Source organism: Bacillus sp. FSL M8-0166, from assembly GCF_038008825.1.
Lineage (GTDB): Bacteria > Bacillota > Bacilli > Bacillales > Bacillaceae > Bacillus > Bacillus safensis.
The window spans coordinates 2021492-2046608 of record NZ_JBBOZZ010000001.1 but is presented as its reverse complement, the minus strand read 5'-3'; the positions used below and the strand labels follow the sequence as shown (position 1 = coordinate 2046608).

At 43.5% G+C, this 25117-nt stretch carries 21 protein-coding genes; 16 read left to right on the top strand and 5 right to left on the bottom strand.

Annotation, left to right across the window (positions count from 1 at the left end):
* The first annotated feature begins 219 nt into the window (after positions 1–219).
* Complete coding sequence (locus NSS92_RS10780; RefSeq protein WP_340867836.1) at positions 220–1410, top strand: MFS transporter; 1191 nt, start codon at positions 220–222, stop codon at positions 1408–1410.
* 46 nt (positions 1411–1456) lie between these two features.
* On the opposite strand, the gene NSS92_RS10775 is transcribed toward NSS92_RS10780, so the two are convergent.
* Positions 1457–3010, bottom strand: coding sequence for an ABC-F family ATP-binding cassette domain-containing protein (locus NSS92_RS10775; protein WP_024426645.1), 1554 nt, complete (start codon positions 3008–3010; stop codon positions 1457–1459).
* Between the two features lie 152 nt (positions 3011–3162).
* Here NSS92_RS10775 and NSS92_RS10770 point away from each other — a divergent pair, with 152 nt between their 5' ends.
* Positions 3163–4305: a DEAD/DEAH box helicase gene (locus NSS92_RS10770; RefSeq protein ID WP_024426644.1), complete on the top strand. Its 1143-nt coding sequence runs from the start codon at positions 3163–3165 to the stop codon at positions 4303–4305.
* A 35-nt stretch (positions 4306–4340) separates the two neighbouring features.
* On the opposite strand, the gene NSS92_RS10765 is transcribed toward NSS92_RS10770, so the two are convergent.
* Positions 4341–5345: an NADP-dependent oxidoreductase gene (locus tag NSS92_RS10765; RefSeq protein ID WP_041108604.1), complete on the bottom strand. Its 1005-nt coding sequence runs from the start codon at positions 5343–5345 to the stop codon at positions 4341–4343.
* A gap of 121 nt (positions 5346–5466) precedes the next feature.
* Positions 5467–5844, bottom strand: coding sequence for a YfmB family protein (locus tag NSS92_RS10760; RefSeq protein WP_039177083.1), 378 nt, complete (start codon positions 5842–5844; stop codon positions 5467–5469).
* A 221-nt stretch (positions 5845–6065) separates the two neighbouring features.
* On the opposite strand from NSS92_RS10760, the gene NSS92_RS10755 reads away from it, so the two are divergent.
* From NSS92_RS10755 to NSS92_RS10700, 12 genes are all read left to right on the top strand, one after another.
* Positions 6066–6413 carry a general stress protein gene (locus NSS92_RS10755; RefSeq protein ID WP_034282732.1) on the top strand — a complete coding sequence of 116 codons (348 nt, stop codon included), beginning with the start codon at positions 6066–6068 and terminating at the stop codon, positions 6411–6413.
* 971 nt (positions 6414–7384) lie between these two features.
* Positions 7385–8041, top strand: a complete 657-nt coding sequence (locus NSS92_RS10750) for a class I SAM-dependent methyltransferase (RefSeq protein ID WP_087978292.1) — start codon at positions 7385–7387, stop codon at positions 8039–8041.
* A gap of 281 nt (positions 8042–8322) precedes the next feature.
* Entirely contained in the window at positions 8323–9048 is a 726-nt protein-coding gene (locus tag NSS92_RS10745) for a GTP cyclohydrolase II (protein WP_034282729.1), read from the top strand.
* Between the two features lie 32 nt (positions 9049–9080).
* Positions 9081–9884: a formylglycine-generating enzyme family protein gene (locus NSS92_RS10740; RefSeq protein WP_251217055.1), complete on the top strand. Its 804-nt coding sequence runs from the start codon at positions 9081–9083 to the stop codon at positions 9882–9884.
* Positions 9885–9888: 4 nt separating this feature from the next.
* Positions 9889–11646 (top strand): WD40 repeat domain-containing protein, encoded by a 1758-nt coding sequence (locus tag NSS92_RS10735; protein ID WP_340867820.1) that lies wholly within the window; start codon positions 9889–9891, stop codon positions 11644–11646.
* Between the two features lie 283 nt (positions 11647–11929).
* Entirely contained in the window at positions 11930–13012 is a 1083-nt protein-coding gene (gene ribD / locus NSS92_RS10730) for a bifunctional diaminohydroxyphosphoribosylaminopyrimidine deaminase/5-amino-6-(5-phosphoribosylamino)uracil reductase RibD (protein WP_267587960.1), read from the top strand.
* A 112-nt stretch (positions 13013–13124) separates the two neighbouring features.
* Positions 13125–15659 carry an exosporium glycoprotein BclB-related protein gene (locus tag NSS92_RS10725; protein ID WP_340867818.1) on the top strand — a complete coding sequence of 845 codons (2535 nt, stop codon included), beginning with the start codon at positions 13125–13127 and terminating at the stop codon, positions 15657–15659.
* A gap of 140 nt (positions 15660–15799) precedes the next feature.
* Positions 15800–17395 carry a sensor histidine kinase gene (locus tag NSS92_RS10720; RefSeq protein WP_340867816.1) on the top strand — a complete coding sequence of 532 codons (1596 nt, stop codon included), beginning with the start codon at positions 15800–15802 and terminating at the stop codon, positions 17393–17395.
* A gap of 3 nt (positions 17396–17398) precedes the next feature.
* Positions 17399–18094, top strand: a complete 696-nt coding sequence (locus NSS92_RS10715; RefSeq protein WP_025092679.1) for a response regulator — start codon at positions 17399–17401, stop codon at positions 18092–18094.
* Between the two features lie 3 nt (positions 18095–18097).
* Positions 18098–19075, top strand: a complete 978-nt coding sequence (locus NSS92_RS10710) for a tripartite tricarboxylate transporter substrate-binding protein (protein ID WP_340867815.1) — start codon at positions 18098–18100, stop codon at positions 19073–19075.
* 191 nt (positions 19076–19266) lie between these two features.
* Complete coding sequence (locus NSS92_RS10705; protein WP_340867813.1) at positions 19267–20565, top strand: citrate:proton symporter; 1299 nt, start codon at positions 19267–19269, stop codon at positions 20563–20565.
* A 177-nt stretch (positions 20566–20742) separates the two neighbouring features.
* The gene (locus tag NSS92_RS10700; RefSeq protein WP_340867811.1) at positions 20743–22374 is read left to right on the top strand and encodes a M14 family metallopeptidase; all 1632 of its coding nucleotides are present in this window, start codon (positions 20743–20745) and stop codon (positions 22372–22374) included.
* A 72-nt stretch (positions 22375–22446) separates the two neighbouring features.
* Here the strand turns inward: NSS92_RS10700 and NSS92_RS10695 are convergent, their stop codons facing one another.
* Entirely contained in the window at positions 22447–22932 is a 486-nt protein-coding gene (locus NSS92_RS10695) for a phenolic acid decarboxylase (protein ID WP_008341777.1), read from the bottom strand.
* Positions 22933–23044: 112 nt separating this feature from the next.
* On the opposite strand from NSS92_RS10695, the gene NSS92_RS10690 reads away from it, so the two are divergent.
* Together NSS92_RS10690 and NSS92_RS10685 are read left to right on the top strand one after the other, a co-directional pair.
* Positions 23045–23602 (top strand): PadR family transcriptional regulator, encoded by a 558-nt coding sequence (locus NSS92_RS10690; RefSeq protein WP_267587969.1) that lies wholly within the window; start codon positions 23045–23047, stop codon positions 23600–23602.
* A gap of 104 nt (positions 23603–23706) precedes the next feature.
* The gene (locus NSS92_RS10685; RefSeq protein ID WP_267587970.1) at positions 23707–24813 is read left to right on the top strand and encodes a nitric oxide synthase oxygenase; all 1107 of its coding nucleotides are present in this window, start codon (positions 23707–23709) and stop codon (positions 24811–24813) included.
* 16 nt (positions 24814–24829) lie between these two features.
* Here the strand turns inward: NSS92_RS10685 and NSS92_RS10680 are convergent, their stop codons facing one another.
* The gene (locus NSS92_RS10680; protein WP_267587971.1) at positions 24830–25102 is read right to left on the bottom strand and encodes an acylphosphatase; all 273 of its coding nucleotides are present in this window, start codon (positions 25100–25102) and stop codon (positions 24830–24832) included.
* Between the last annotated feature and the right edge of the window lie 15 nt (positions 25103–25117).

Here is a 25117-nt window from a genome sequence, read left to right as displayed (position 1 = left end):
CTCGCATTCGTTGTCAGTCCTGCGCGCTGGTGCTCACGAATGTCAAATTCGCTCCGCGCCAGTGCTCGTTCTTCCTAGACTGCAAAGGTTTTCTACCACGCTGAAAAGAAGACAAAGGGCTAAAATAAAAATCATTTTAGCCCTTTGTCAACAATCTGAATAAACACCTCTGCGTGTTTATTTTATTTTGTCAACATTTGAAGGAAAGGTTCTGATGGAATGAAGGAAGAAGAAGTGTTGAAACAGCGTACAAGTCTGCTTAGGCAGCCAAAAGCCGTTTGGGCTGTTGCTTTTGCGTGTGTGATTTCGTTTATGGGAATAGGACTCGTGGATCCGATCCTGCCAGCCATTGCATCGCAGTTACATGCATCTCCAAGCCAGGTGTCTCTTTTATTTACAAGTTATTTACTTGTGACCGGCTTTGTGATGTTTTTTACCGGCTTTATTTCTAGTCGGATTGGTGCGAAATGGACGTTATTAGTAGGACTCATTTTTATTATTGTTTTTTCTGCATTAGGAGGTACTTCTTCAACGATTAATGAATTAATTGGCTTTAGAGGCGGATGGGGCATTGGGAATGCTTTATTTATTTCAACTGCACTCTCTGTCATTGTCGGTGTGTCTGTTGGAGGAAGTGCGAAGGCCATTATTTTATACGAGGCAGCACTAGGTCTTGGGATATCGGTTGGGCCGCTGCTTGGCGGTGAGCTTGGAACAATTTCTTGGCGCGGGCCTTTCTTTGGCGTTGCCGTGTTAATGCTTATTGCTCTTTTAGCGATTACCTTTATGCTTCCACCTATGCAAAAGCCGCAGAAAAAAGTGAAATTTTTCGAGGCTGTCGGAGCATTAAAATATAAAGGACTTTTAACGATGGCATCTGCCGCTTTCTTATACAATTTTGGTTTCTTTGTGCTTTTAGCGTATTCGCCATTTGTGCTCCATCTTGATGAGCATGGACTTGGTTATGTCTTTTTTGGATGGGGGCTATTTTTGGCAGTGACATCCGTCTTCTCAGCGCCGGTCATTCATCGCAAGCTTGGGACATTGACCTCGCTTGTGGTTCTGTTTGCTTCGTTTGCTGTGATTTTATTCGGCATTGGGGTATGGACGGCTCATGTTGTGATCGTGATCTGCGGAATTGTCATTGCTGGGGGAATTCTCGGTATGATCAATACGGTGCTCACGACAGCTGTGATGGGATCAGCACCGGTTGAACGTTCAATTGCTTCATCCTCTTACAGTGCTGTACGGTTTATTGGGGGCGCGATTGCTCCTTGGATTGCCGGAGTTCTCGCTGAATCCTATACAGCAAGTACACCTTACTATGTCGGGGCTGCTGTTGTTCTTTTAGGCATGATCATCCTGCTCCTTGGACGTAAGCATTTAGTGAATATCCAAGCAGGTCATTAATTAGAAAAAAGCCTTATATCTGCAAAAGATATAAGGCTTTTTGTCGTTATAATACTTTTGTCGTCCAAGATTCGCAATTCCAAGTTTCAGTTGCCACATCTTGATAAAATTCAGGCTCGTGAGAAATCAATAAGACGCTGCCTTTATATTCTTTTAACGCGCGTTTTAGTTCTTCTTTTGCATCGACATCTAAGTGGTTTGTCGGCTCATCGAGAACAAGTAAGTTGGTTTCTTCGTTGATCAGCTTGCAAAGACGGACCTTTGCTTTTTCTCCTCCGCTTAAAACAGACACACGGCTTTCAATATGTTTTGTCGTTAATCCGCATTTTGCAAGAGCGGCTCTGACTTCATATTGCGTGTAAGAAGGGAAGGTGCTCCACACTTCTTCAATACAAGTATTGCTGTTTTGCTCTTTTACTTCTTGCTCAAAGTAGCCAATATGCAAGAATTCTCCACGTTCCACCTCACCAGAGATAGGTGTGATTTCACCAAGAAGACTTCGGAGCAGCGTCGTTTTTCCAATACCGTTAGCGCCGTACAACGCAATTTTTTGCCCGCGTTCCATTTTTAAATTCAATGGGCGAGAGAGTGGTTCATCATAACCGATGACTAAATCTTTCGTTTCAAAAATCAGTTTCCCAGAAGTACGTGCCGGTTTAAAGTGGAATTCTGGTTTTGGCTTCTCTGCTGCCAGTTCAATCATATCCATCTTATCCAGTTTCTTTTGACGGGACATCGCCATATTTCTTGTGCTGACACGTGCTTTGTTTCTTGCGACAAAATCCTTTAGTTCAGCCACTTCCTGCTGCTGTCTTTTATAGGCCGCTTCAAGCTGCTGCTTTTTGACTTCGTACACTTGTTTAAATTGGTCGTAATCACCAACATAGCGCGTGAGCTCTTGATTTTCAACATGATAAATCAAGTTGATGACACTGTTTAAAAATGGGATATCATGTGAAATGAGGATAAACGCATTTTCATATTCCTGTAAATAACGCTTCAGCCACTCAATATGCTGCTCATCCAAATAGTTGGTCGGCTCATCGAGAAGGAGAATTTCTGGCTTCTCTAACAGCAATTTCGCTAGCAGCACCTTCGTACGCTGACCGCCGCTGAGCTCCGTCACATCACGGTCCAGTCCGAGATCCGTTAACCCAAGACCTCTTGCAATCTCCTCGACCTTAGAATCAATGATATAGAAATCATTGTTTGTCAGTGCGTCCTGAATGACGCCAACTTCCTCTAACAGCTTTTCCAGCTCATCAGGATCGGCTTCACCCATTTTGCCATAAATGTCATTCATCGCGGCTTCCATGGAAAATAAATAATGGAATGCATCCTGAAGGACTTCACGGATCGTTCTGCCCTTTTCTAGCACGGTATGCTGATCAAGGTAGCCGACACGGACATTTTTCGCCCATTCAACTTTTCCTGCATCTGGCTCCAGCTTGCCAGTAATAATATTCATAAACGTTGACTTTCCTTCACCGTTGGCGCCGATTAAGCCGACATGCTCGCCTTTTAATAAACGGAAGGACACTTCGTGGAAAATGGCTCTGTCACCAAAGCCATGACTTAAATCTTTAACAGATAATATCATTTTTTACACCTCAAATAGATTCAAAACGGCTAGTGCCTCTCATGATTATATCGAACTGTCCGGCTCGATAAAAGCATCAAAAGAAAAATTGCGTTTCAAAGCTGATTTTGAGATACTAAAGGATAGATTGAATGAGGATAAAGGAGATCGACATGACGGAAAATTGGGCATTTTTGAAAGAAGCTAAGCCATTTATTCAAGAGAACTTTCAAGCGGCTGGCTTCGAAAAACCAACAGCTATACAAGAAAAAACAGCAGAGTGGATTACGGAGAAGCGTGATGTGATCGCAGAATCACCAACTGGTACGGGGAAGACACTTGCGTATGTACTGCCGCTTTTAAATAAAATTGATGTCAATATCAAGCATCCCCAAGTCTTAATCTTGGCACCTTCAAGAGAGCTTGTGATGCAAATCTTTGATGTCGTGCAAGAGTTCAAACAAGGATCAGACATCAAAGCGGTTTCCTTGATTGGTGGAGCGAACATCAAGAAGCAGCAAGAAAAACTAAAGAAACATCCGAACATCGTTGTGGCGACACCGGGCCGAGTACAAGAATTAATCAAAATCAAGAAACTGAAAATGCATGAAGTCAAAACGATTGTATTAGACGAAGCAGATCAGCTTCTTGTGCCTGAGCATATGAAAACGATCCAAGGGATCATTAAGTCCACATTAAAAGAAAGACAAATCCTTTGTTTTTCTGCAACGTTGAAAGAAGAAACCGTTCAGCTGATCAAAGAAATGACATCTGAACCAGAAGTATTGAAAATTGCTAGAAGCGAGGAAGAAGCGCAGAAAGTGGGTCACTATTATCTGTTATGTGATCAGCGTGACAAAGTGAAACTGCTGCAAAAGCTATCACGGCTTGAGGACATGCAGGCGCTCGTTTTTGTGCGTGACATTACGAACTTAAGCATTTATGCAGAGAAATTAGCGTATCATCATGTCGACCTTGGTGTCCTTCATAGTGAAGCAAAAAAAGCTGAGCGTGCTGTAATTTTAAAATCATTTGAACAGCGTGAATTTCCGCTCCTTCTTGCAACAGATATTGCAGCAAGAGGAATCGATATTGATGATCTGCCATATGTCATTCATGCAGATATGCCAAATGAAGAGGGCTACATCCACCGTTCAGGCAGAACCGGACGCGCTGGAAAAGAAGGCGCAGTCATCAGTCTTGTTACACCTCAAGAGCAATCAATGCTGAAAAAAATGGCGAAAAAGCTGAATCTTTCGCTTGAAGAAATTGTGTATAAGCAAGGCCAGCTGCACCTTGCGCCCAAGCAGGCATAAGAAAAGGACCCTCCCACATGGAGGGTCCTTTTTTGTTATGAAATTTTGACAAGCTGTTTTCCGACATTTTCCCCTTTGAATAGTCCAAGGAATGCATCAGGAATGTTGTCGAAGCCTTCAATGATTGTTTCTTTATATGTGAGTTTGTCTTCTTTTACCCATTGTGCGAGATCCTTCGCTGCCTCTCCAAAACGATCTGAATAGTTGGCAACGATGAAGCCTTGCATCAATGCGCTTGTTTTGATGAGTTTTGTTTGCACACGCGGTCCGATGTCCTCGCTTGCGCTAATATTATAAGAAGAAATGGCGCCGCACACTGGAATGCGTGCAAAACGGTTTAAATGATTCATCACCGCATCTGAAATCTCGCCGCCTACATTGTCAAAGTACACATCAACGCCGTTAGGACAGGCTTTTGCAATCGCATCATCTAAATCATTTGTTGTTTTATAATTAATCGTTTCATCAAAGCCCAATTCTTTTAAATAAGCGAGTTTATCATCAGATCCGGCAATTCCCACGACGTGTGCGCCTTTGATCTTAGCGATTTGTCCCACAACGGAACCAACGGCACCTGCGGCTCCAGAAATGACAACCGTCTCGCCTTCTTTTGGCTGGCCAATCGCAAGCAGGCCGAAGTAAGCGGTTTGCCCTGGCATGCCCAAAATCCCTAAATAATAGGACAATGGCGCAATGGACGGATCAATTTTAGTCAGTGATTCAGCTTTGGCAGTGGAGTATTCTTGCCAGCCCAGGAATCCAAGGACAAAATCACCTTTTTCAAATTGAGGCGATTTCGACTCAACGACTTCTCCGACAACACCGCCTTGAATCACTTCATTTAGCTTGAACGGAGGTGTATAGGATTTTGTATCCTGCATTCGCCCTCTCATATAAGGATCTACAGAAACATATTTCGTTTGAATCAAGACCTCTCCATCTTGCGGCACAGGTATATCGACTGTTTCAAAATGAAAAACATCTTTTGTAGGTAATCCTTTTGGACGTTTAGCTAATTGAATTTGCTTTTGTTGACTCATGTCAAATCCTCCCTTTCACTTACAGCCTAGATTTACATTAACATGATGCTTCTTTTCGTTCAAAACATACGGTCTTTTCAAAACACACACAAAAAAGCAGCCGCCATCTCATCGAAGGGGACTACTTTTTCTGAAAAGATACAGAGAGGAGCGGCGGGAGACAGCCAAACAGCTGATACACATCCGCATCACGTTCTTTTAACAAATATTCGTTTGCATTTTGCATGGAGGCTTTCATCATATCGCGCGTCACAAAAGGGAAAAGGATATTCAAGTATGAGGACAACAGGTCTTGTGGATCTTGTTCAATTGACTCGATATCTCCAATGTTAATAATGATGGAAAAGAGATAATCAATGGAGATGCGAAAGTGCTGTTCGGCAAACAATGTAAGCGGCTTTGTATTTGCTTCTTCAGGATTCCACTTTTGAAAAAGCTGTTTCACCAAATCACTGACAACCCAAGCATTAAACTGCTGCTCCGCTGAAAAGTAATACATCAGCTCTCCCTCATTTCTAGCCTCCAGTATAAGAATTGTACAACAAATCCACAGGAATGAACACGATATTTCAGAAAATTTAGTCATTTTTACGGGCTTTTTGTCAAAAATAAGCCAATAGGCACGGTCAGTACAACATGTAAATTGGATGTGCTCGTGGAAGGTTTAATGTCAAAAGTGACGGGTAAAAGATTCGTAAGACGTTAAAGGAGGAATATAAAATGAAACCTGTTGTAAGAGAGTATTCAAATGATGAAACACTTCAAAAAGATGTAGAGCAATTAAAGGCACTCGGTGTTGCAAGAGAGGACATTTATGTTCTGTCCCATGACGATGATCGAACAGAGCGTATTGCAAATAATGCAGATGCCAATACGATTGGCTCAAGAGAAGTTGGACTCAAACATGCGGTTGGGAACATCTTTAGTAAAAAGGGCGATGAGCTCCGCAATAAAATTCATGAAATTGGTTTCTCAAAAGAAGAAGCTGAGACATTTGAAGAACATTTAGATGAAGGGAAAGTGCTTCTCTTTGTTACAGATCATGAAAAAGTGAAAAACTGGGCGTAAACGCCAGCTGAAAAAGCCTCTTACTTTTGTAAGGGGCTTTTTTTCATGCCGCCATGTCTGAAGGAGAGACACACATCTTTTTTACTATAATAAATAAATACTGAAGTATGGAATAAATAGTAAACCCTCTAATTGAAAATGCAGTTATACCAAAGAAAATCATGGGGAATCAGAAAAAAATAGTCGGAATATCACAAAAAACCATTCGGGAAATAATCATTGTATCTTTCTATTTTGAATTAAAATTAAATAAAAACCTTGTGTAATTTAGTAGATAAATTTCTTAGTTCTATTGGTTTAAATTGTATTTTTATGTAGAAATAAGTGTTTTGAGGTCAAAAAACCACGAAAAATACCTGTATTTTCAATTAGAAAATTCATTTTAATGTTTAGGAAATAATTTGTTGACAAAATAAACTAAAAACAATATATTTGGCTTAATCCAGTCGTTATGGAATTAGTTGTTAAATTTCTGGCGGGTTTATTTGGAGCATAATCTAGTAAAGGGGGTGGCAGGAACCAGGGCGTAAGCGCCTTTAAAAGAAAAGCTTGTTAGAAAAAAACGTCTACTAAAACAGAGCAAATCGTCGTTTACTTGAAGAAAAAATGATAGCCATTCTAAACAGTAGATTGATCTTTCTACTATGAGCACTTTGCAAGAGATATTCAAAAGACGTTAAGTCCTTATAAAAAAGAGAAAGCGGTTTCAATGAAAATTGTGAGTTGATCGAACGGTGAAGGAGGTGAACTCATATGAAAAAAAGAGAGAACAAGCTGAGGCGATGCGGCCTTCGAACGGCTGCATATGAGGATGAATGCTGAAAAAGAAGAGTGAACATGTGGGATGCTTCTCTCCTTTTTCAGAAAAACAGATTTTCCTAAAAAATCCATCTTTCATTTTAACATAAGGTTTTTGGCTTGAAAACCACCTTTGCCCGAAAAGAAGATTGTGAATTGAAGGAGGTTTCATGATGAAAAAGGCTTTGTACCATGAAGACAGTGGGCTTTATTTAGAAAAGATGCGCACGGCATTCCAAGAGCATTATGAGCAAAGAACAGATATGTGGTCCACTGATCCATCCTTAACAGACGCAGCAGTGATGTCATTAAAGGCATGGCGTTCAAGAGAAAAGAATGCACTTGCTTCTGTGCTGGATATCGGATGCGGCAACGGCCGTGCACTTGAACATTTAAGCGGGCTTTCCGCATATGTCGGTATCGACCTGTATGAGCATGAGGAGTGGGAAGGGTTACAGAAAAGAGAAACGGTTCCTGTCCACTTTGTTCATCAAGATTTTATGTCGTGGTCCATGGATCAGGGACGCGGGATGCAGTTTGATTTAATTTTAGATCATGGCTGCTTTCATCATCAACATCCTGATGATCATGAACGTTATTTAAAACAGGTCTCTTCTTTACTTCATGAAGGCGGTGTCTTTTCACTTGTTGTCTGGGGAGAGCAGTGGAAAACAGGATTAATCGGAGAAGATGGCCGTTTCCATTTTTCATTTTCAGATTCTCAGCTTGGAGAAAAAATTTGTACATCAGGTCTTGAGCTTGTATCCATATCACCACTACAAGCGAAGGCCGGAATAAGCCAGCATCATGTCATTGCCGTCAAAATCTAGTACAAAGGTGAATGATTCAAAGCTAGCAGAGGTGTTCATGGTAAGAAAGAGCGACTGCCAATCAAGGGCGTTTGCTGCTCTGACAGAAAATAAAGCATATGAACCAAGATTTCTGCTCCTTTGTACTGGAAAAGGACAAGGTCTAAAACGATGAGAGACACTGCACATCCATTTCCTTCTGCGGGAACACACAGGCTGAGGGAGTGCGTACACATATTCATCACTCCATCACTGCGCTATGGGAGTCGATTTGGGTGCAGTGATGAATAGGGGGGAGACAAATGAACAAGTTTGTAGATGAATTACAGTCAATGATTCATCATTTTACCTTTCAAGAAAAACACTATTTGCTCGTGGGGCCTGTGAATTTGCCAATTTCCATTCAACATGAAGAAGTGCCATTTAAGTGGTATGCCTTCGCGCCTGTTGAACGGGATACAAAGCCAACGATCGAATCTATTGTCCAAATGAGTACTGCGCAGCAAACCTTTTCCTCTTGTCTCTTATTTGGCGACTTTGAAAATGAACGGCCGCCGCTTGTGCGAATCCATAGTGTCTGCCAAACAGGGGATGTGTTTGGGTCACTGAAATGTGATTGTGGTCCACAGCTTGCGTTATCGCTGAAGAAAATCACCGATTATGGAAAAGGCATGCTTGTGTATATGGCCAATCAAGAAGGGCGGTCTATTGGGCTGATGGCAAAAGCATTGACGTATAAATTACAGGAAATGCAGCTGGATACTTTTGAAGCCAACCGCCTGATCGGATGCGGGGATGATGATCGACATTACGAGGAAGCAGCAGCTGTTTTGCACTATTTAAACAAAGGGAAACCATTGCATTTACTAACGAACAATCCAGATAAAGTCGATTCTATTGCAGCTTACGGTCTTCCAGTTTTGCGGTTTGATCATACGGTCGAAGCCTCTCTCTACAATGAAGCCTATTTAAAGGCAAAAGCAGCCTCAGGGCATATGGTCGATGAGAAGAAATTAATTAATCAATAGACGAGTTTATTGAAAGAAGGCGGGAGAAAAGCGTGAAACCTGATATCAATTGGATTAAAATCCCAAGCGGCTATGCAACGATTGGAAGTAATGAAGAAGATATGAAAAAGGCATCAGAATTCTGGAAGGACAAGCTGCTCAATCCAACCTATGGCCGGGAGAAAAAATTTCAAAAATGGCTGTACAAAGAATTTCCTTCCTATCAGCCGTATATCAACGAATTTTTTATCTCAGATACGGTCGTAAGCAATGAACTGTATCAAAGCTATTGTGATGAAACAGGCCAGACATACCCGGAGAGTTTAACGAACGAAGAGCTTGGCGGGGGAAAAGATCATCCAGCTTGGGGTATGGACATTGAGGAAGCCTTCTCGTTCTGTCAGTGGCTGAGCGGGAAACTTGGGATTGATGTTTCGATTCCTACTGAAGAAGAATGGGAGTATGCTGCCCGGGGAAACACGAGAAATCAATACCCGTGGGGAGATGAGTTTGATCCTTCTTACTGCAATACACATGAATCAAATATTGAAAAAACGACGCCTGTCCGTCATTACGAAAAGGGCCGATCCTTATTTGGTCTTTATGATATGGGGGGCAACGTCGAGGAATGGGTCAACACCAAATATCACGTATATGAAGGCGGCATCGAGGTCGTCGATGATTTAACGGAAACACTAGGAAGTGATTACTACATTTTAAAAGGCGGCTCCTTCGCAAGAGGCGGAGATTTATGCAGAGTCGCAAGAAGACACGGGAAGCACCCAGATCCCGTTTTTCGATTTACTGGTTTTCGTTTAGTGACTCGTCAAAAACAACATATAAAGGTGGGAGTGTAAAACCATGCATAGAGGACCAATTACATCTGTTTTATCAACTCAGCACGACCAAATTGTTTACACTGGCGGCTATGACCGCTGTATTTATCAGTGGAACCGGGCGACGGGAGAAGGAACGTTTATTGGCAGTCACGAGCATATCATTAACTCTTTATCTCTTTCTGAAAACGGAAAGTATTTAGCGAGTGCATCGTCAGACTATACGATTCAATTGTATGATACAGGCACACATGCCCGAATCCGCACGTTGTTTGGTCATGCAGATGATGTAGAAGCCGTTGCTTTTGCGAAGCAGGATACTTTGCTTGTATCCGTGTCCAGAGATAGAAGATGCTTAGTCTGGGATATTGAAACGGGCGCTATTTTAAGAGAATTCCATGGCCATAGCAAAGATGTATTAGCTGTATGGATACATGGTGATAAAGCTTATACAACAGGTGATGATGGATATGTCCTTGTATGGCTGTATGAGACCGGAGAAATTGTAGGGGAAATCGGCCCGTTTGATTATGAGCTGGATACGATCAGCGGCAGCAATCAAAAAGAAGTATTCGCACTTGGAAGAGATGATGGCACCGTTATTATTTACGATGCAGCTACTTTACAGGAGAAGAAAATCATCAAAGCCCATTTACAGGGCGTCAAGCGCGTGAATTTTTCTCCAAGCGGCAATTACTTGCTGACAGCAGGCTACGACCATTTAATTAAGCTGTGGAATTATGAAACAGGTGATTTAGTCGATACGCTGCTGCCTCATAAATATCAGTGGGAGCGCTCGCTTGTCTGGACAGAGGATGAGAAGTCAATACTAGGAGCCAGCTTTGGAAAAACATATTGTGAATGGTCGATCGAAAAGGGCAAAGTCATATCAGATGAGATCGAAATGGCGACACCATCTATCAATGATATTGCGCTGACTGATGCGGGTGATATTATTACCGCATCCGATGATGGAAAATTCAGAAAAAACGGGATTGAAATTGCCAAATCGACGGGCGTTTTAACAAATGGAGTAGCTGTTGCACGGGATGGAAGCTATTATGCGTGGGGAGACCATGCAAGTCAAGTGCATATTGTTCATGAATCATTACAGCAAATGGTTTCGTTTGATCTCAACACAGGTCCGGTCAACAGCGTGTATTTCCACGAGGAGGATCGTCAATTTTATATTGGAACTTACGGCGGATATGTCCATGTCATTTCGACAGAACACCTAAAGGAAATCGGCCGTTCCAAAGCACACGATTGTGCGGTCAAAGCATTAAAGGTAGAAGGAGATCATATCATCACAGCAGCAGTTGAAGGAACCATCTGTCTTTTAGATAAAAAGAGTTTGTCTTTAAAAGCGGAATACATCGGTGCGACAGAGCTGTTAAATGATGTCTTTATTGATAGTAAACGAGACCGTATCGCCATTGTCAGCCGTGACAAGAATGTGAGATTGTTTGATTTGCATACAGGAAGAATTTTAGACCAGCATAACGAACACCAGTATTCGATTAAATCGGTCACAGTTACAGACTCTGGCTATATTGTAAGCGGTGATTATTGGGGCTATATCGTTGTGTGGAATCCAGAGCTTGATGTCAACACCGGCCCAATTAGAATTGCCCAAAATGGGATTAGTGCCATCAGACAGTTAGGCAATGATGTATATGCAAGCTCATATGACGGCGGGATTTATCACGTTCGAGAAGATGGGACGCATACCGAAGTACTACGCTTATTTGAACAATTTCCGAAAGAAGTAATCTCTCATTAAGAAAAAGAATGTAAGCGGGGGATTCTCATGATAAGTGTTTGCAAGGAACATATGAAAAAAGGTCTGTCTGTACTCAATTGTCCGCATGTGCTCCTCATTAATAAATATGAATGTCGCAAATGCTGTTTTTGTAAACAACGAGCATCTTATAAACTTTTTTATTCCTTGCCTTACTATGATCGATCTGAAAAGAAACGGATGGAAAAAATATAGCACATGAGAATAGAACTCCTTCATTTCCTGAAGGAGTTCTTTCCCTTGAAAGAGAGGAAAGGAGACTTACATGAAAGACGATGTTTTTTATATGAAGCTAGCGATTGCCAACGCAAAGGCCATGAAAGGACAAACCTCGCCAAATCCGCTTGTCGGAGCAGTGGTAGTTAAAAAAGGTGAGATCGTTGGAATTGGTGCTCACATGAAGGCGGGCGAACCGCATGCTGAAATTCATGCGCTGCAAATGGCAGGAGAAAAGGCGAAGGGAGCTCATCTGTATGTGACGCTCGAACCTTGTTCGCATCATGGGAAAACAGGTCCTTGCTCAGAAGCCATTATAAAGAGCGGGGTGAAACGTGTGGTCATTGCTACTCAAGACCCAAATCCACTTGTAGCAGGTAAAGGGGTCACGATGTTGAAACAAGCAGGGATAGAAGTAGAAGAAGGGATATGTAAGCGGGAAGCGGACAGCTTAAATCTTCCTTTTTTTCATTCCATACAATCAGACCTTCCTTATGTCATATTAAAAACAGCCATTTCATTAGACGGGAAAATTGCAACAGCTCATCAAGAAAGCAAGTGGATTACAGGAACAGAAGCGAGGAAAGAAGTGCAGCAATTACGTCAAGAAGCAGATGCTGTGATAACAGGCGTCGAAACCATTATTCAAGATGATGCAGGTCTTATTGTGAAAGATTCAATCGTGACACAGCCCATTCGTGTCATTTTAGATTCCACCTTAAGGATTCCGCTTCATGCGAAATGTTTAAATGATCATATGGCAGAAACCATTATTTGTACCTCAAACAAGTACGATCAAAAAAAATATCATCAACTGGTGCAAAAAGGACATCAAGTATTTGTCACAAGCGGAGAAAATCGGACAGATCTTCATGCGGTGTTACGTATGCTGAAAAAGCGTTCTGTGATGTCGGTGCTTGTAGAGGCGGGAGGAAGTGTGAGCGCATCCTTTTTAGAAGCGTCACTTGTGAACGAAGTCATTATTTATATGGCACCTTTATTAATTGGAGGGAAAGATGCACCTACTTTCTTTGAAGGAGAAGGTACGAAAACATTAAAAGAAGCCATCCGGCCGGTAGATATGGATTATAGTATGGTAGGAAAAGATTTAAAAATGACGATGAGACTTTAATGAAAGAAGGACCTTGTGCATAAAGTGCAAGGTCTTTTTAATTATTTAAAAAAATAAAAGTGTACATACACCTTTCCAAGTCATGATGAATACGATGGATGGGGGTGATTCCATGAAAAGATGTAGGCAATGTGGTAAGACATATCCAACTCATTCGACAGACCACTACCAAAAAGGAAGCTGGTATGATGCGTATAAGGATGATGGCTGGGAATGTGATAGTTGTAAAAAAGGGAAATCAGAAAAGCCTAGGAAACCAGTGAAAAATCCTTGCTGCGGAAAAGATCCTTGTGTTTGTGTGATTCAAGGTCCGCCAGGCGGGAGAGGAAGAAGAGGCCCAGCAGGTCCTGCGGGTGCAGTGGGTCCAGTGGGTCCGGCAGGCCCAGCAGGTCCAGCAGGTCCAACAGGCGTAGGTTTAACAGGCATCTTGGCATTTGATCCAGCAGTAGCACCAACCTACCCAGTAGGCCAAGTGGTGACATACGATGGCAGTACGTATGTAGTCAATTCAGCACCGCCATTAGGTACGCCGGATACGTCGGCAGATTATACATTATTAGCCGCAGCGGGGGAAACAGGTACAGGGCCAACAGGTGTCACAGGAGATCCAGGTCCAACTGGAGCCACAGGAGCCACCGGTGTGGGTTTAACTGGAGTCGTACCGTATGATGCTGCAGCAGCGCCAGGATATCCATTGGGGCAAGTAGTGACATATGAAGGTGGAACATATCTTGTGAATACAGCATCACCAACAGGTACACCAGATACATCACCAGATTATACGTTATTAGCCGCCGCAGGCGCGACTGGCGTTACAGGTGCTACCGGTACGGGTGCAACTGGAGAAACGGGAGCCACCGGCGTCACGGGAGCAACAGGAGCAATTGGTCCAACCGGATCCACTGGCTTCACAGGAGCAACGGGAGAAATTGGTCCAACCGGATCCACTGGTGTCACGGGAGCGACGGGGGAAATTGGTCCAACCGGAGCTACTGGCACAGGAGCAACTGGAGCCACCGGTGCAACAGGAGTTACAGGAGCAACGGGGGAAATTGGTCCAACCGGAGTTACTGGCGTCACAGGAGCAACAGGAGAAATTGGTCCAACCGGAGCCACAGGTGTCACGGGAGCGACGGGAGAAATTGGCCCAACCGGAGCTACTGGCACAGGAGCAACTGGAGCCACCGGCGCAACAGGAGTTACAGGAGCAACGGGAGCAATCGGTGTCACAGGTGCAACTGGGGTAACTGGTGAGACGGGCGCAACAGGGATTACAGGAGCGACGGGAGTCGGCCTAGCCGGAGTCACAGCGTTTGATCCAGCGGCAGCCCCAACATATCCAGTAGGTCAAGTCGTGACGTATGAAGGTGGAACCTATATCGTGAACACAGCACCACCAACAGGCACACCAGATACGTCACCAGATTATACGTTATTAGCCGCCGCAGGCGCGACAGGCGTTACAGGTGCAACCGGTACAGGAGCGACGGGAGCAACAGGAGTTACAGGAGCAACGGGGGAAATTGGTCCAACCGGAGTTACTGGCGTCACAGGAGAAATTGGCCCAACCGGAGCTACTGGCACAGGAGCAACTGGAGCCACCGGCGCAACAGGAGTTACAGGAGCAACGGGGGAAACAGGCGTTACCGGAGCAACGGGAGAAACAGGCGTTACCGGAGCAACTGGATTAACCGGAGCAACGGGAGAAGCAGGCGTTACCGGAGCAACTGGATTAACCGGAGCAACGGGGGAAACAGGCGTTACCGGAGCGACCGGAGCAACTGGATTAACCGGAGCAACGGGAGAAGCAGGCGTTACCGGAGCAACGGGAGAAACAGGCGTTACTGGAGCAACAGGTGTCACAGGAGCGACCGGAGCAACTGGATTAACCGGCGTTACTGGAGCAACAGGTGTCACAGGAGCGACCGGAGCAACGGGAGAAACAGGCGTTACCGGAGCAACAGGTGTCACAGGAGCGACCGGTGTAACGGGTATTACAGGTTTAACCGGAGCCACGGGAGTTACAGGAGGGACTGGAGCGACAGGCGCAACGGGTGTAACCGGTGCAACAGGCGCTACCGGAGTCACAGGTACAGGAGCAACAGGCGCCACAGGTCCAACAGGAGTGACAGGATCAAGTGCGATCATTCCGTTTGCATCAGGTACACCTGCTGTCCTGACAACAATTGCAGGCGGTCTTGTTGGAACATCCAGTTTGATCGGATTTGGCAGCTCAGCGACAGGTGTCAGTATTTTAGGCGGAGTGATTGATTTAACAGGCGCTGCAGGGACCTTGCTGAACATGGCGTTCTCAGTTCCAAGAGCTGGAACGATCACATCATTTGCCGGCTATTTCAGTACGACAGCTGCTCTTTCTTTGCTTGGCACGAGTATTACTGTCACAGCTAGTCTGTTTGCTTCACCAACACCGAATAACAGCTTTACCCAAGTAGCAAGCGTCACATTAGCTCCAGCCTTATCCGGGGTTTTAACGCTGGGTGCGATTGCAAACGGTATTGCAACTGGTCTAAATGTACCAGTCACACCGGAAACACGATTGCTGGTTGTATTCTCCGCATCAGCTACAGGTCTATCCTTAGTGAATACCGTAGCAGGCTATGCGAGTGCTGGTTTATCGATCACGTAATAGGCATACAGGGACGACTCGATTTTGAGTCGTCTTTTTTGTTTGAAAGAATTTTCTCTTAACTTCGTAAGAAAAAATGATATCATTTTCTTAGAGTCTATTCGGGTGAATCTACTGAATTAGGGGTTGTGGCGGTGAGGATGGGCAAAAGGAAAGTTACTTTACAAACGAAAATTTTGGGGTTAATTATCGGGCTTTTGCTTGTTGTCATTGCGTTATTAACCGTTTGTTTTGGTTTTCTGCAGACATCAGAAAGGCAGGGACAAGCTGAACAGCTGGCGGTGCAGACCGCTAGAACGATATCATATATGCCGCCCATTAAAGCATCGGTGGCTCTATCAGCGTCCCAAAATGAAGAACAGGCAGTGCTTGAGCAAATGAAGGAGCAAGTAAGAGCACATGCCATCTTCATTACCAATCGAAAAGGAAAGGTCCTTGTTCATACGAATCATGAGGACGTAGGGAAAACCATCAGTGTTTCGGAAGGAAGAAGTACCCTCTTATTTGGAGGAACCTCCATATCAACTGATGATTCTAATGGTGAAACCGTTGTCAGAGGCAGTGCACCCATTATGAAAGAAACAGAAGGACATGAAGAAATTATTGGGACAGTCACCGTCGAATTTTTAAAAAAAGAAATCGATCAAGCGACAGCTCATCAGCTATTGAAACTTAGCTATATTGCCCTTCTTGTGCTCTTGCCGGGCATATTTGGTGCGATTTTTTTAACGAAGAGTATTCGCAAAGATACATTAGGGCTTGAGCCGCATGAAATTGCTTCGTTGTATCGAGAAAGAGAAGCGATGCTGCTCGCTATAAAAGAAGGGATCATTGCGTTTGACCAGAAAGGCGCGATTACGATGATGAATATATCAGCTGAGCATATGCTGCGCGTCTCATCAGAGCTGCCACTTCATATTGATCAAGTCTTGCCAAATGCCAAACTTCTTCTCTATTTAAAGGCAGAGACGATTGAACCTAACATCGAAACCGTCGTCAATGATAAAACCTATGTCTTAAATGTGAAAAAAGTAATGCAGGACAATCGAGTATTCGGAGGGATTGTGAGCTTCAGGGAGAAAACAGAGCTGACGAAACTGCTGGATACATTAACAGAGGTCAGCCAATATTCAGAAGACCTGAGGGCACAAACGCACGAATTCTCAAATAAGCTGTATGCCATCTTAGGTCTGCTTGAGCTGAAGCAAGTCGATGAAGCTATCGACTTAATTAAAGAAGAATATCATCTGCAAAACCGTCAGCACGATTTACTCATGAAGCAGATTCGTTCTCCTAAAATACAAGCCATCTTACTTGGCAAGTTAGGGAAAGCATCTGAGAAAAAAGTCCATTTCCACATTGATGAAAATAGCTCACTTGAGCCGCTCCCAGCTCATTTAAGTCTATCTCACTTTATCACCATCATTGGCAATCTCGTAGATAATGCCTTTGAAGCTGTATTAAATAAGGAGAAACGCGAGGTAGACCTGTTCATCACAGATATTGGGTTTGATATTATCATAGAAGTGTCAGATTCAGGGGATGGAGTGAATGAAGAGGAACTGTCACAGATTTTCACAAGAGGCCATTCGTCAAAGGGAGAAGGACGAGGCTATGGGCTTGCGAATGTGAAAGAAGTATTGGACGAGCTTGGGGGCTGGATTGAAGTTGCGAACCAAAAAGAAGGCGGTGCCATCTTCACTGTATACATACCGAAAGGCACAAAGGGGGAATAGATGGTGATTAAGGTACTCATTGCGGAGGATGATTTTCGAATCGCTGCCATTCATGAATCTTATATACAAAAGATAGAAGGATTTAAGGTCGCCGGAAAGGCAAAGAGTGCAAAGGATATGTGGGAGGCGCTCCAGAGGGAACAAGTTGATCTTATCTTGCTTGATGTCTATATGCCTGATGAGCTCGGCACAAACCTGCTGCCGCTTTTAAGAGAACGCTGTCCTGAAGTAGATGTGATCATTATCACGGCTGCAACAGAAACGACGCTTTTAAGAGATGCGCTTCACTACGGAGTGGTTCATTATTTAATCAAACCGGTGACCGCACAAAAGTTTGCACAAGTCTTAACCGAATATAAAGAGAAGAAAGACATCATCAATTCAAAGGATGAAGTCAATCAAACGATGATCGATCTGTTTTTTGGGCAGATGCAGGAAGAGCCAAAACAAAGGGATGACAGAGATCTCCCCACAGGCATCAATTCACTGACCTTGGATAAAGTGAAAACATTGATGGCATCAGAGAATAGCGGAATTACAGCAGAAGAACTCGGGGAAAAGATGGGCGCATCACGTACAACTGCGAGACGGTACGTAGAGTATCTTGTGACAACAGGGGAATGCCGGGCAGAGCTTGCATACGGAATCATTGGCAGACCTGAACGGAAATATTATCCTGCCAAACAAGCGGAGTCTTAAAAGATGAATAAAGGAATACTTTTTGTTATCGTGCTCTGCCTTTGTATGACGCTCACCTTTAATGAAAAAAAGGCCGGAGATTCTTTTCTGCAGCAAAGCTCCTTATATATTGTGGTGTCGGGTGTACCAGAGGGGGGATTTGACCAAACGGCTCAGGTGATGAAATCAGTGCTTGAACAAGAGAAGCTGGTGAAACGGCCTGTGAACATTCTTTATCAAAGAGGCGGAACGGTGGATAAAGGATGGACATACATGATGGAGCGAGAAGCCAACTATATCAGTTTAAATTCAAGCTTATTGTTAAGCCGTAATTTGCTTGGCAGCAGTAACGTGACGATGAATGATGTGACACCGCTGGCAATTCTTGCAGAAGAGTGGCAGGTCGTCGCAGTCCCAGTGGATTCTCCTTTTTCAAATGGGAAGGAGCTGTTACACGCACTCAAGAAAAAACCAGATTCCTTAAAAATTGGGTTTGCCCCTGACTTTGGAAATGATGATCAAATCTCATTCGCTCGGGCAGCAGAAATGGCAGGGATTGATCCATATCGCATTCAATTTTTGAAATTTGACAGTGCAGATGATTTATTTCAGGCGCTCATTAACCATGAGGTGGATGCAGCAACGACTACCATTACAGAGGTTCGTCATGATTATGAAAAAAAGAGGCTGAAGCTCGTAGCGACGACAACCAGCCAGCGCTTAGATGGATTTGAAGATGTGCCGACATGGAAAGAGCAGGGCATTCCGCTCATCTTTTCCCATTGGCGCGGTGTGATGGGCCCAAAACAAATGAGTCAGCATGACATTCGTGAATGGGATCAGCTTCTTCAAAAAATGACGAAAACGAAGTCCTGGAAAAAGCGATTAAAGCAAAAGGGCTGGACAAGTCGTTATATGAACAGCAAAGAGGCAAAGATCTTTATGGAAGATCAATTAAGGCAATATGAGCAATTAATACAAGGAGAACAAGCGGTCGAATAAGACCGCTTTTTTTCATGGAATCAAAAAGCCCAATGGTTGAACAAAATGAACAAAAAGCATTTATCGACCGAAAAAGAATTAAAATTCATAATATTTACTTCAATTCCCACCTCAGATATGATGACAAAAAGGGTTGGAAATGGGATACCAACACATTAATGAAAGCGTATACAAAATAAGGGGTGAACAATATGTTAGCGATCTTAGGATTTCTTATGATGATTGTATTTATGATTTTGATTATGACGAAACGTATGTCTGTTTTAACGGCTTTGGTGTTAACACCGATTGCATTTGCTCTTATTGCAGGTTTTCATTTTACTGAAATTTCAGACATGATTGTCAAAGGCGTGCAGCAAGTCGCACCAACAGCGGTCATGATTATGTTTGCGATTTTGTACTTTGGTATTATGATTGATGCGGGTTTATTTGACCCAATGGTGGCGAAGATTTTAAAAATCGTCAAAGGCGATCCATTAAAAATCGTGGTCGGAACAGCTGTCCTGACGATGCTTGTTGCACTTGATGGTGACGGGACAACGACGTATATGATTACAACAACAGCGATGCTTCCACTATTTACGCTGCTTGGCATCCGTCCAATTATTTTAGCGGGAATTGCCGGAGTTGGCATGGGAATTATGAATACAATTCCATGGGGAGGAGCCACACCTAGAGCGGCGAGTGCACTTGGCGTCGATCCTTCACTTTTATTTGGCCCGATGATTCCAGTCATTGGTGCAGGGGTTCTCAGTATGATTATTGTCTCTTATTTTCTTGGAAAAGCCGAAAGAAAACGTCTCGGTGTCATTGAACTTGACCAGCCGATTCATGCAAATGAAATGGCAGCGGCACTGCAAGATGACATTAAACGGCCGAAGCTTTGGTGGTTTAACCTGGCGCTGACTTTGTTATTGGTGCTGCTGCTTGTATCAGGTAAAGTCAGCTTAACTGTTCTATTTGTTCTTGCTTTCTGTGTGGCGATTATCGTGAACTATCCGAACTTGGACCAGCAGCGTGAGCGAATTGCGGCTCACTCAACAAACGTTTTAGCCATTGCTTCGATGATTTTTGCGGCAGGTGTTTTTACAGGTATTCTAACTGGAACGAAAATGGTCGATGAAATGGCGATTTCGATTGTATCTGCAATTCCAGAGCAGCTTGGCGGCTTTATTCCAGTCATTGTCGCATTAACAAGCGGGATCTTTACTTTCTTTATGCCGAATGATGCATACTTTTATGGCGTACTGCCGATCCTATCAGAAACAGCGGCAGCATACGGTGTCGATAAAATTGAGATTGCGAGAGCCTCTATTATTGGTCAACCGATTCATATGTTAAGTCCACTTGTTCCATCGACTCATTTACTTGTTGGACTTGTTGGCGTATCACTGGATCAGCATCAGAAATTTGGGATGAAATGGGCTGTGCTGGCAGTCGTCGCTATGACTGTCGTGGCCGTTCTCATTGGGGCTATTTCCATCTGGTAAATAATTAAGTGTCTGCTGTGAGCAGGCACTTTTTTTAGGTCATATTGCCGGGCAGGTTCCATTCATTTGCCCTAGACAAAGATATGCCTGTTCCTCCAAAAGATTTATTTTTGAAAAATACTGACACTTTTGCTGTTTTTTTCTTTATAATGCAAATCAACGAAGGGAGAGGATAGCATGTCCAAACGAAAAGGCACGATTCTTTTTGCTGCTGTATGCCTCATGGCAGGAATTTTGTCGATGGTGAGCCCAGCTTCAGCTCATGCAGAAACCCCTTATTATGGAAAGAGTTATGAACAGCCGGCTTCAGTGAAAAAGCTATACCCTGAGACTGGCGAGAATTTTGATACCCCTGCCTTTCAGAAAAAAGGAGAAGCATTTACGACACAAGAAGAGCTTCAAGCTTTCTTAAGAGACATTGTCCGCAAAAGCCCATATGCCACGCAGAAACAGATTGGAACATCCATTGAAGGCAGGTCCATTCCGGCCCTGTACTTTACAAAGGATCGCTCCATCACGCCACTTTCAAAAAAGCCAACAATCTGGCTCCAAGCACAAATACACGGAAATGAACCAGCCTCAGGTGAATCTGCTCTCGTCATTGCAAAACGATTAGCAGGTGAAGAAGGAGAGCGTATACTCAATCATGTCAATATCATCATTGTCCCAAGAATTAATCCTGATGGTTCTTATGCATTTGACCGCAGACTGGCAAACGGATTAGACGGAAACCGTGATCATATGACATTAGAATCTCCAGAACTGACAGCCCTGCATCAAGAATTTAATCGGTATGCGCCAGAGGTGGTGATTGATGCCCATGAATACGATGTGGGTCAAAAGCAGTTTGAAAATATCGGCTCATCAGGCGCTCTCAAATATCATGATTTGCTTATTCTTTCAGGGAAGAATTTAAACATTCCAGAAAGTATCCGGCTGACATCAAATGAGTTATATGTTAACGGAGTTCGTGAAACGCTGACGAATAAAGGGTTTTCTAACGATTTGTACTATACAAACACAAGAGGAAAGGATGGAAAGATCGACATCTACGAAGGTGGAACGGATGCGCGAATTGGCCGTAATGCCCTTGCACTTTCGCCAGCCCTGTCATTTCTTGTAGAAAGCAGAGGGATTGGGATTGGAAGAGAGGATTTTGCCCGCCGCGTCGCTGCACAAGTAGCCACCCATGAAAAAATCATTGAGACCACGGTGAAACATGCCAAGCAGGTGAAGCAGCAAATGGTGACGGAGCGGCTGAAGCTGGTCAAAAAAGGACTGCAGCCAAATGATGATGATCAAGTGGTCATTCAAGATGATTTCGAAACACCTGTCAATGACTCGCTGGAAATGGTTGATATTGAGAAAGGACAAACGACTCAAGTTCCTGTACGCTTTCACAGTGCGAGCGATGCTGTTCCCGTCTTAACAAGAGAACGGCCGACAGCTTATCTCATTCTTCCAAGGCATGAAGGAGTAGAAAGGAAACTCAGAACATTAGGATTAAAAAGTGTCACATTGCCGGCTGGTATGAAAGTGCCGGTACAAGCCTATCAGGTGACAAAGCGAGAGGAAAAGAGCAAAACAGATATTCAGCTTGAAACAAAACTCGTTGACAAGAAACGCCAGTTGCCAAAAGGAACAAAGGTATATGTCACGGCACAGCCGCAAACCAATTTGCTGTCACTTGCCCTTGAACCAGAATCAAAGGACAGCTATATGTCATCAGGGTTTATTGCTTCAAAAGCAGGTGATGAACTGCCAGTCTATCGTTTCGTGCTTCCTCAAAAGACGTTAGGCATTCAATAAAAAAGGGCTAAAATAAAGATCATTTTAGCCCTTTGTCAACAATCTAAAGCGGCACAAGGCGTGCCGCTTTTTTTATTTTCGTCCAGCTCTTATTTCATCTGTCATGCCTTCATATGGTGCTTCTGCAATAATGGTTTCGTCATTCACACCTGCATGATGGATATACGTAATGTCCGCAAATTCTGGGACAACATATTTCGGATAGGTTTCGTATTTTTCACGAGATTCTTTCATGAGATCGATGTAGTCATTTTGATAGCAAACCGTGATGTCTGGACGTTCATGCACCCATTTTGGGAAAAAGATGACGCCATGCATGCGTTTTTCTTCTGGCATAAAGTTCAGAGAGACGTCTGTCCCAGTTGGTTCTGTCCAAGAGACTTTGTATACGCCTTTTGTCAGCTTCACAATATTTACTTCTTGATCACGGACCCAGCGTCCTCCAACCATTCCGCTATGAATGCGGTAATCAATGGTGTGATCGTTTTTAATGTAAATCTCATATTCCCAGCCATTTTCATACGTATAAATCATATGAAGTCCAACGAATTGATCCATGTTTATTCCTTCTTTCATTAGAATGATGTTTTTTCAAACATGTTGTGATTTACATGTTTATTTTAAAGTCTATGGTATACTAATGTCAAAGAATAAGCGTTGGAGGCCCATCATGAGAGTACTAAAATATGCCATTCTTGGCTTACTAGATCAGCGGGAGCTGACGGGATACGATATCACGAAACATTTTAAGGATTCCCTTGGACAGTTTTGGAGTGCGAAGCACAGTCAGATTTACCCTGAGCTGAAGCGTCTTACAGAGGAAGGATTTATTGAATTTGATATTCACATACAAGGAAAAAAGCTGGAGAAGAAGGTCTATCAAATCACAGCGGAAGGAAAAGAAGAATTGCGTCAGTGGTTAAAAACAAAAGATCCGATTCCAGAAACAACAAAGGATGAATTCATGCTCAAAACCTTTTTCATCTCCTCCATGGACAAAAAAGAAGCGGCTGACCTGTTTGCATATCAACTGCTAGAGCGCTCCAAGAAAGTAGATATGCTGGAACAGAAGCTGCACGCTTTGACAGAGGAAGACCCTTCTGCTGAATCGCTGCATTCAGCTCAATTTGGGCATTACTTAGTGCTGACAAGGGCAATTGAAAGAGAAAAAGGCTATGTCCGATGGCTCCAAAAGACCCTTAAACGTATTGATTCATCTAAGGTCTAAGGACAATGGTCGGATGATATGATAAAAAATGGTTTGAAACGAGTGTATTTATTAATAGAAACCGCTACAATGGATATATTCGTATTAAAGTGAGGCGAGTATGTTTGAGTAATCAAGAAGCGTTGTGGAATGAAGCAGAAGCTTTTATTTCTGTATGCTATGAAGAATTAAACAAGTCAAATGAAGAGAAAGCAGCACGTCTGCATGAAATAAAAAAAGAAATTGAGTCTGAAGGTATTTATACGCATACGCTAGAGGAATTAGCTCACGGAGCGAAAATGGCTTGGCGTAACAGTAACCGCTGCATTGGCCGTTTGTTTTGGTCGACTTTGCATGTGCATGACTGCCGGCATGTAAAGACTGAGGATGAGGTGAAAGAGGCACTCTTTCATCATATTGAGTATGCGACAAATGGCGGGAAAATCAAACCGTCCATCACGATCTTTCCCCCAGAGAATAACAGGCAGAAGGAAGTCGTCATTTATAATCATCAGCTCGTTCGTTATGCAGGCTATGAGACGGAATATGGCATCATCGGCGACGAGGCATCTCTTGAATTAACAAAATTATGTGAAGCCCATGGCTGGAAAGGGGAGGGTACACATTTTGATATTCTGCCTCTCATGTTTCAGCTAAAGGATCAGCCGCCTGTTCTGTATGAGCTTCCGAAAGAAATCGTCCAAGAGGTAGAGATCACCCATCCTGAATACGATGCATTCCGTGATTTAGGACTGAAATGGTATGCGGTTCCGATTATTGCTGATATGAAATTAGAGATTGGCGGTATTCATTACAACGCTGCACCGTTCAATGGCTGGTATATGGGCACAGAAATTGGCGCACGTAACCTAGCAGATGAAAACCGCTACAATATGCTGAGAAAAGTCGCTTCTCTTTTAGGACTGGACACAACAAAGAATTCGTCCCTTTGGAAGGATAAAGCTATTGTCGAATTGAATGTGGCGGTTCTCCATTCTTATCGCGAAGCAGGGGTGACCATTGTCGATCACCATACAGCAGCACATCAATTCAAGCAGTTTGAAAAGCAGGAAGAAAAGGCTGACCGCAAGCTGACTGGGGACTGGACATGGCTGATTCCCCCAGTATCACCAGCTGCTACCCACATATTCCACAAGCATTACGACAATACCATTGTGAAACCAAACTATTTTTATCAAGACAAGCCCTATCACGTGACAGAAAAAGCCTAGCGAGAGCTAGGTTTTTTTATGACCGTATTCGAAAATCCTTATAATGAGCAAGCTCAGTGAGCGGCTCCATTTGCATGTCGGTGACTTTTGAAAAAGGACTTCCTTTCCGGACAGTCTCTAAGAAATCAATCACTTTCTGCTGCTCACCCTCTACCTTTAATTCGACATGACCTTCATCTGTGTTGCGTACCCAGCCTTTCATCCCGCGATTGACAGCTTCTCCCTGAACAAAATACCGAAAGCCGACTCCTTGCACACGTCCTTTTACAATGGCGTGATAATGAATCATGGTCATCTCTCCTTT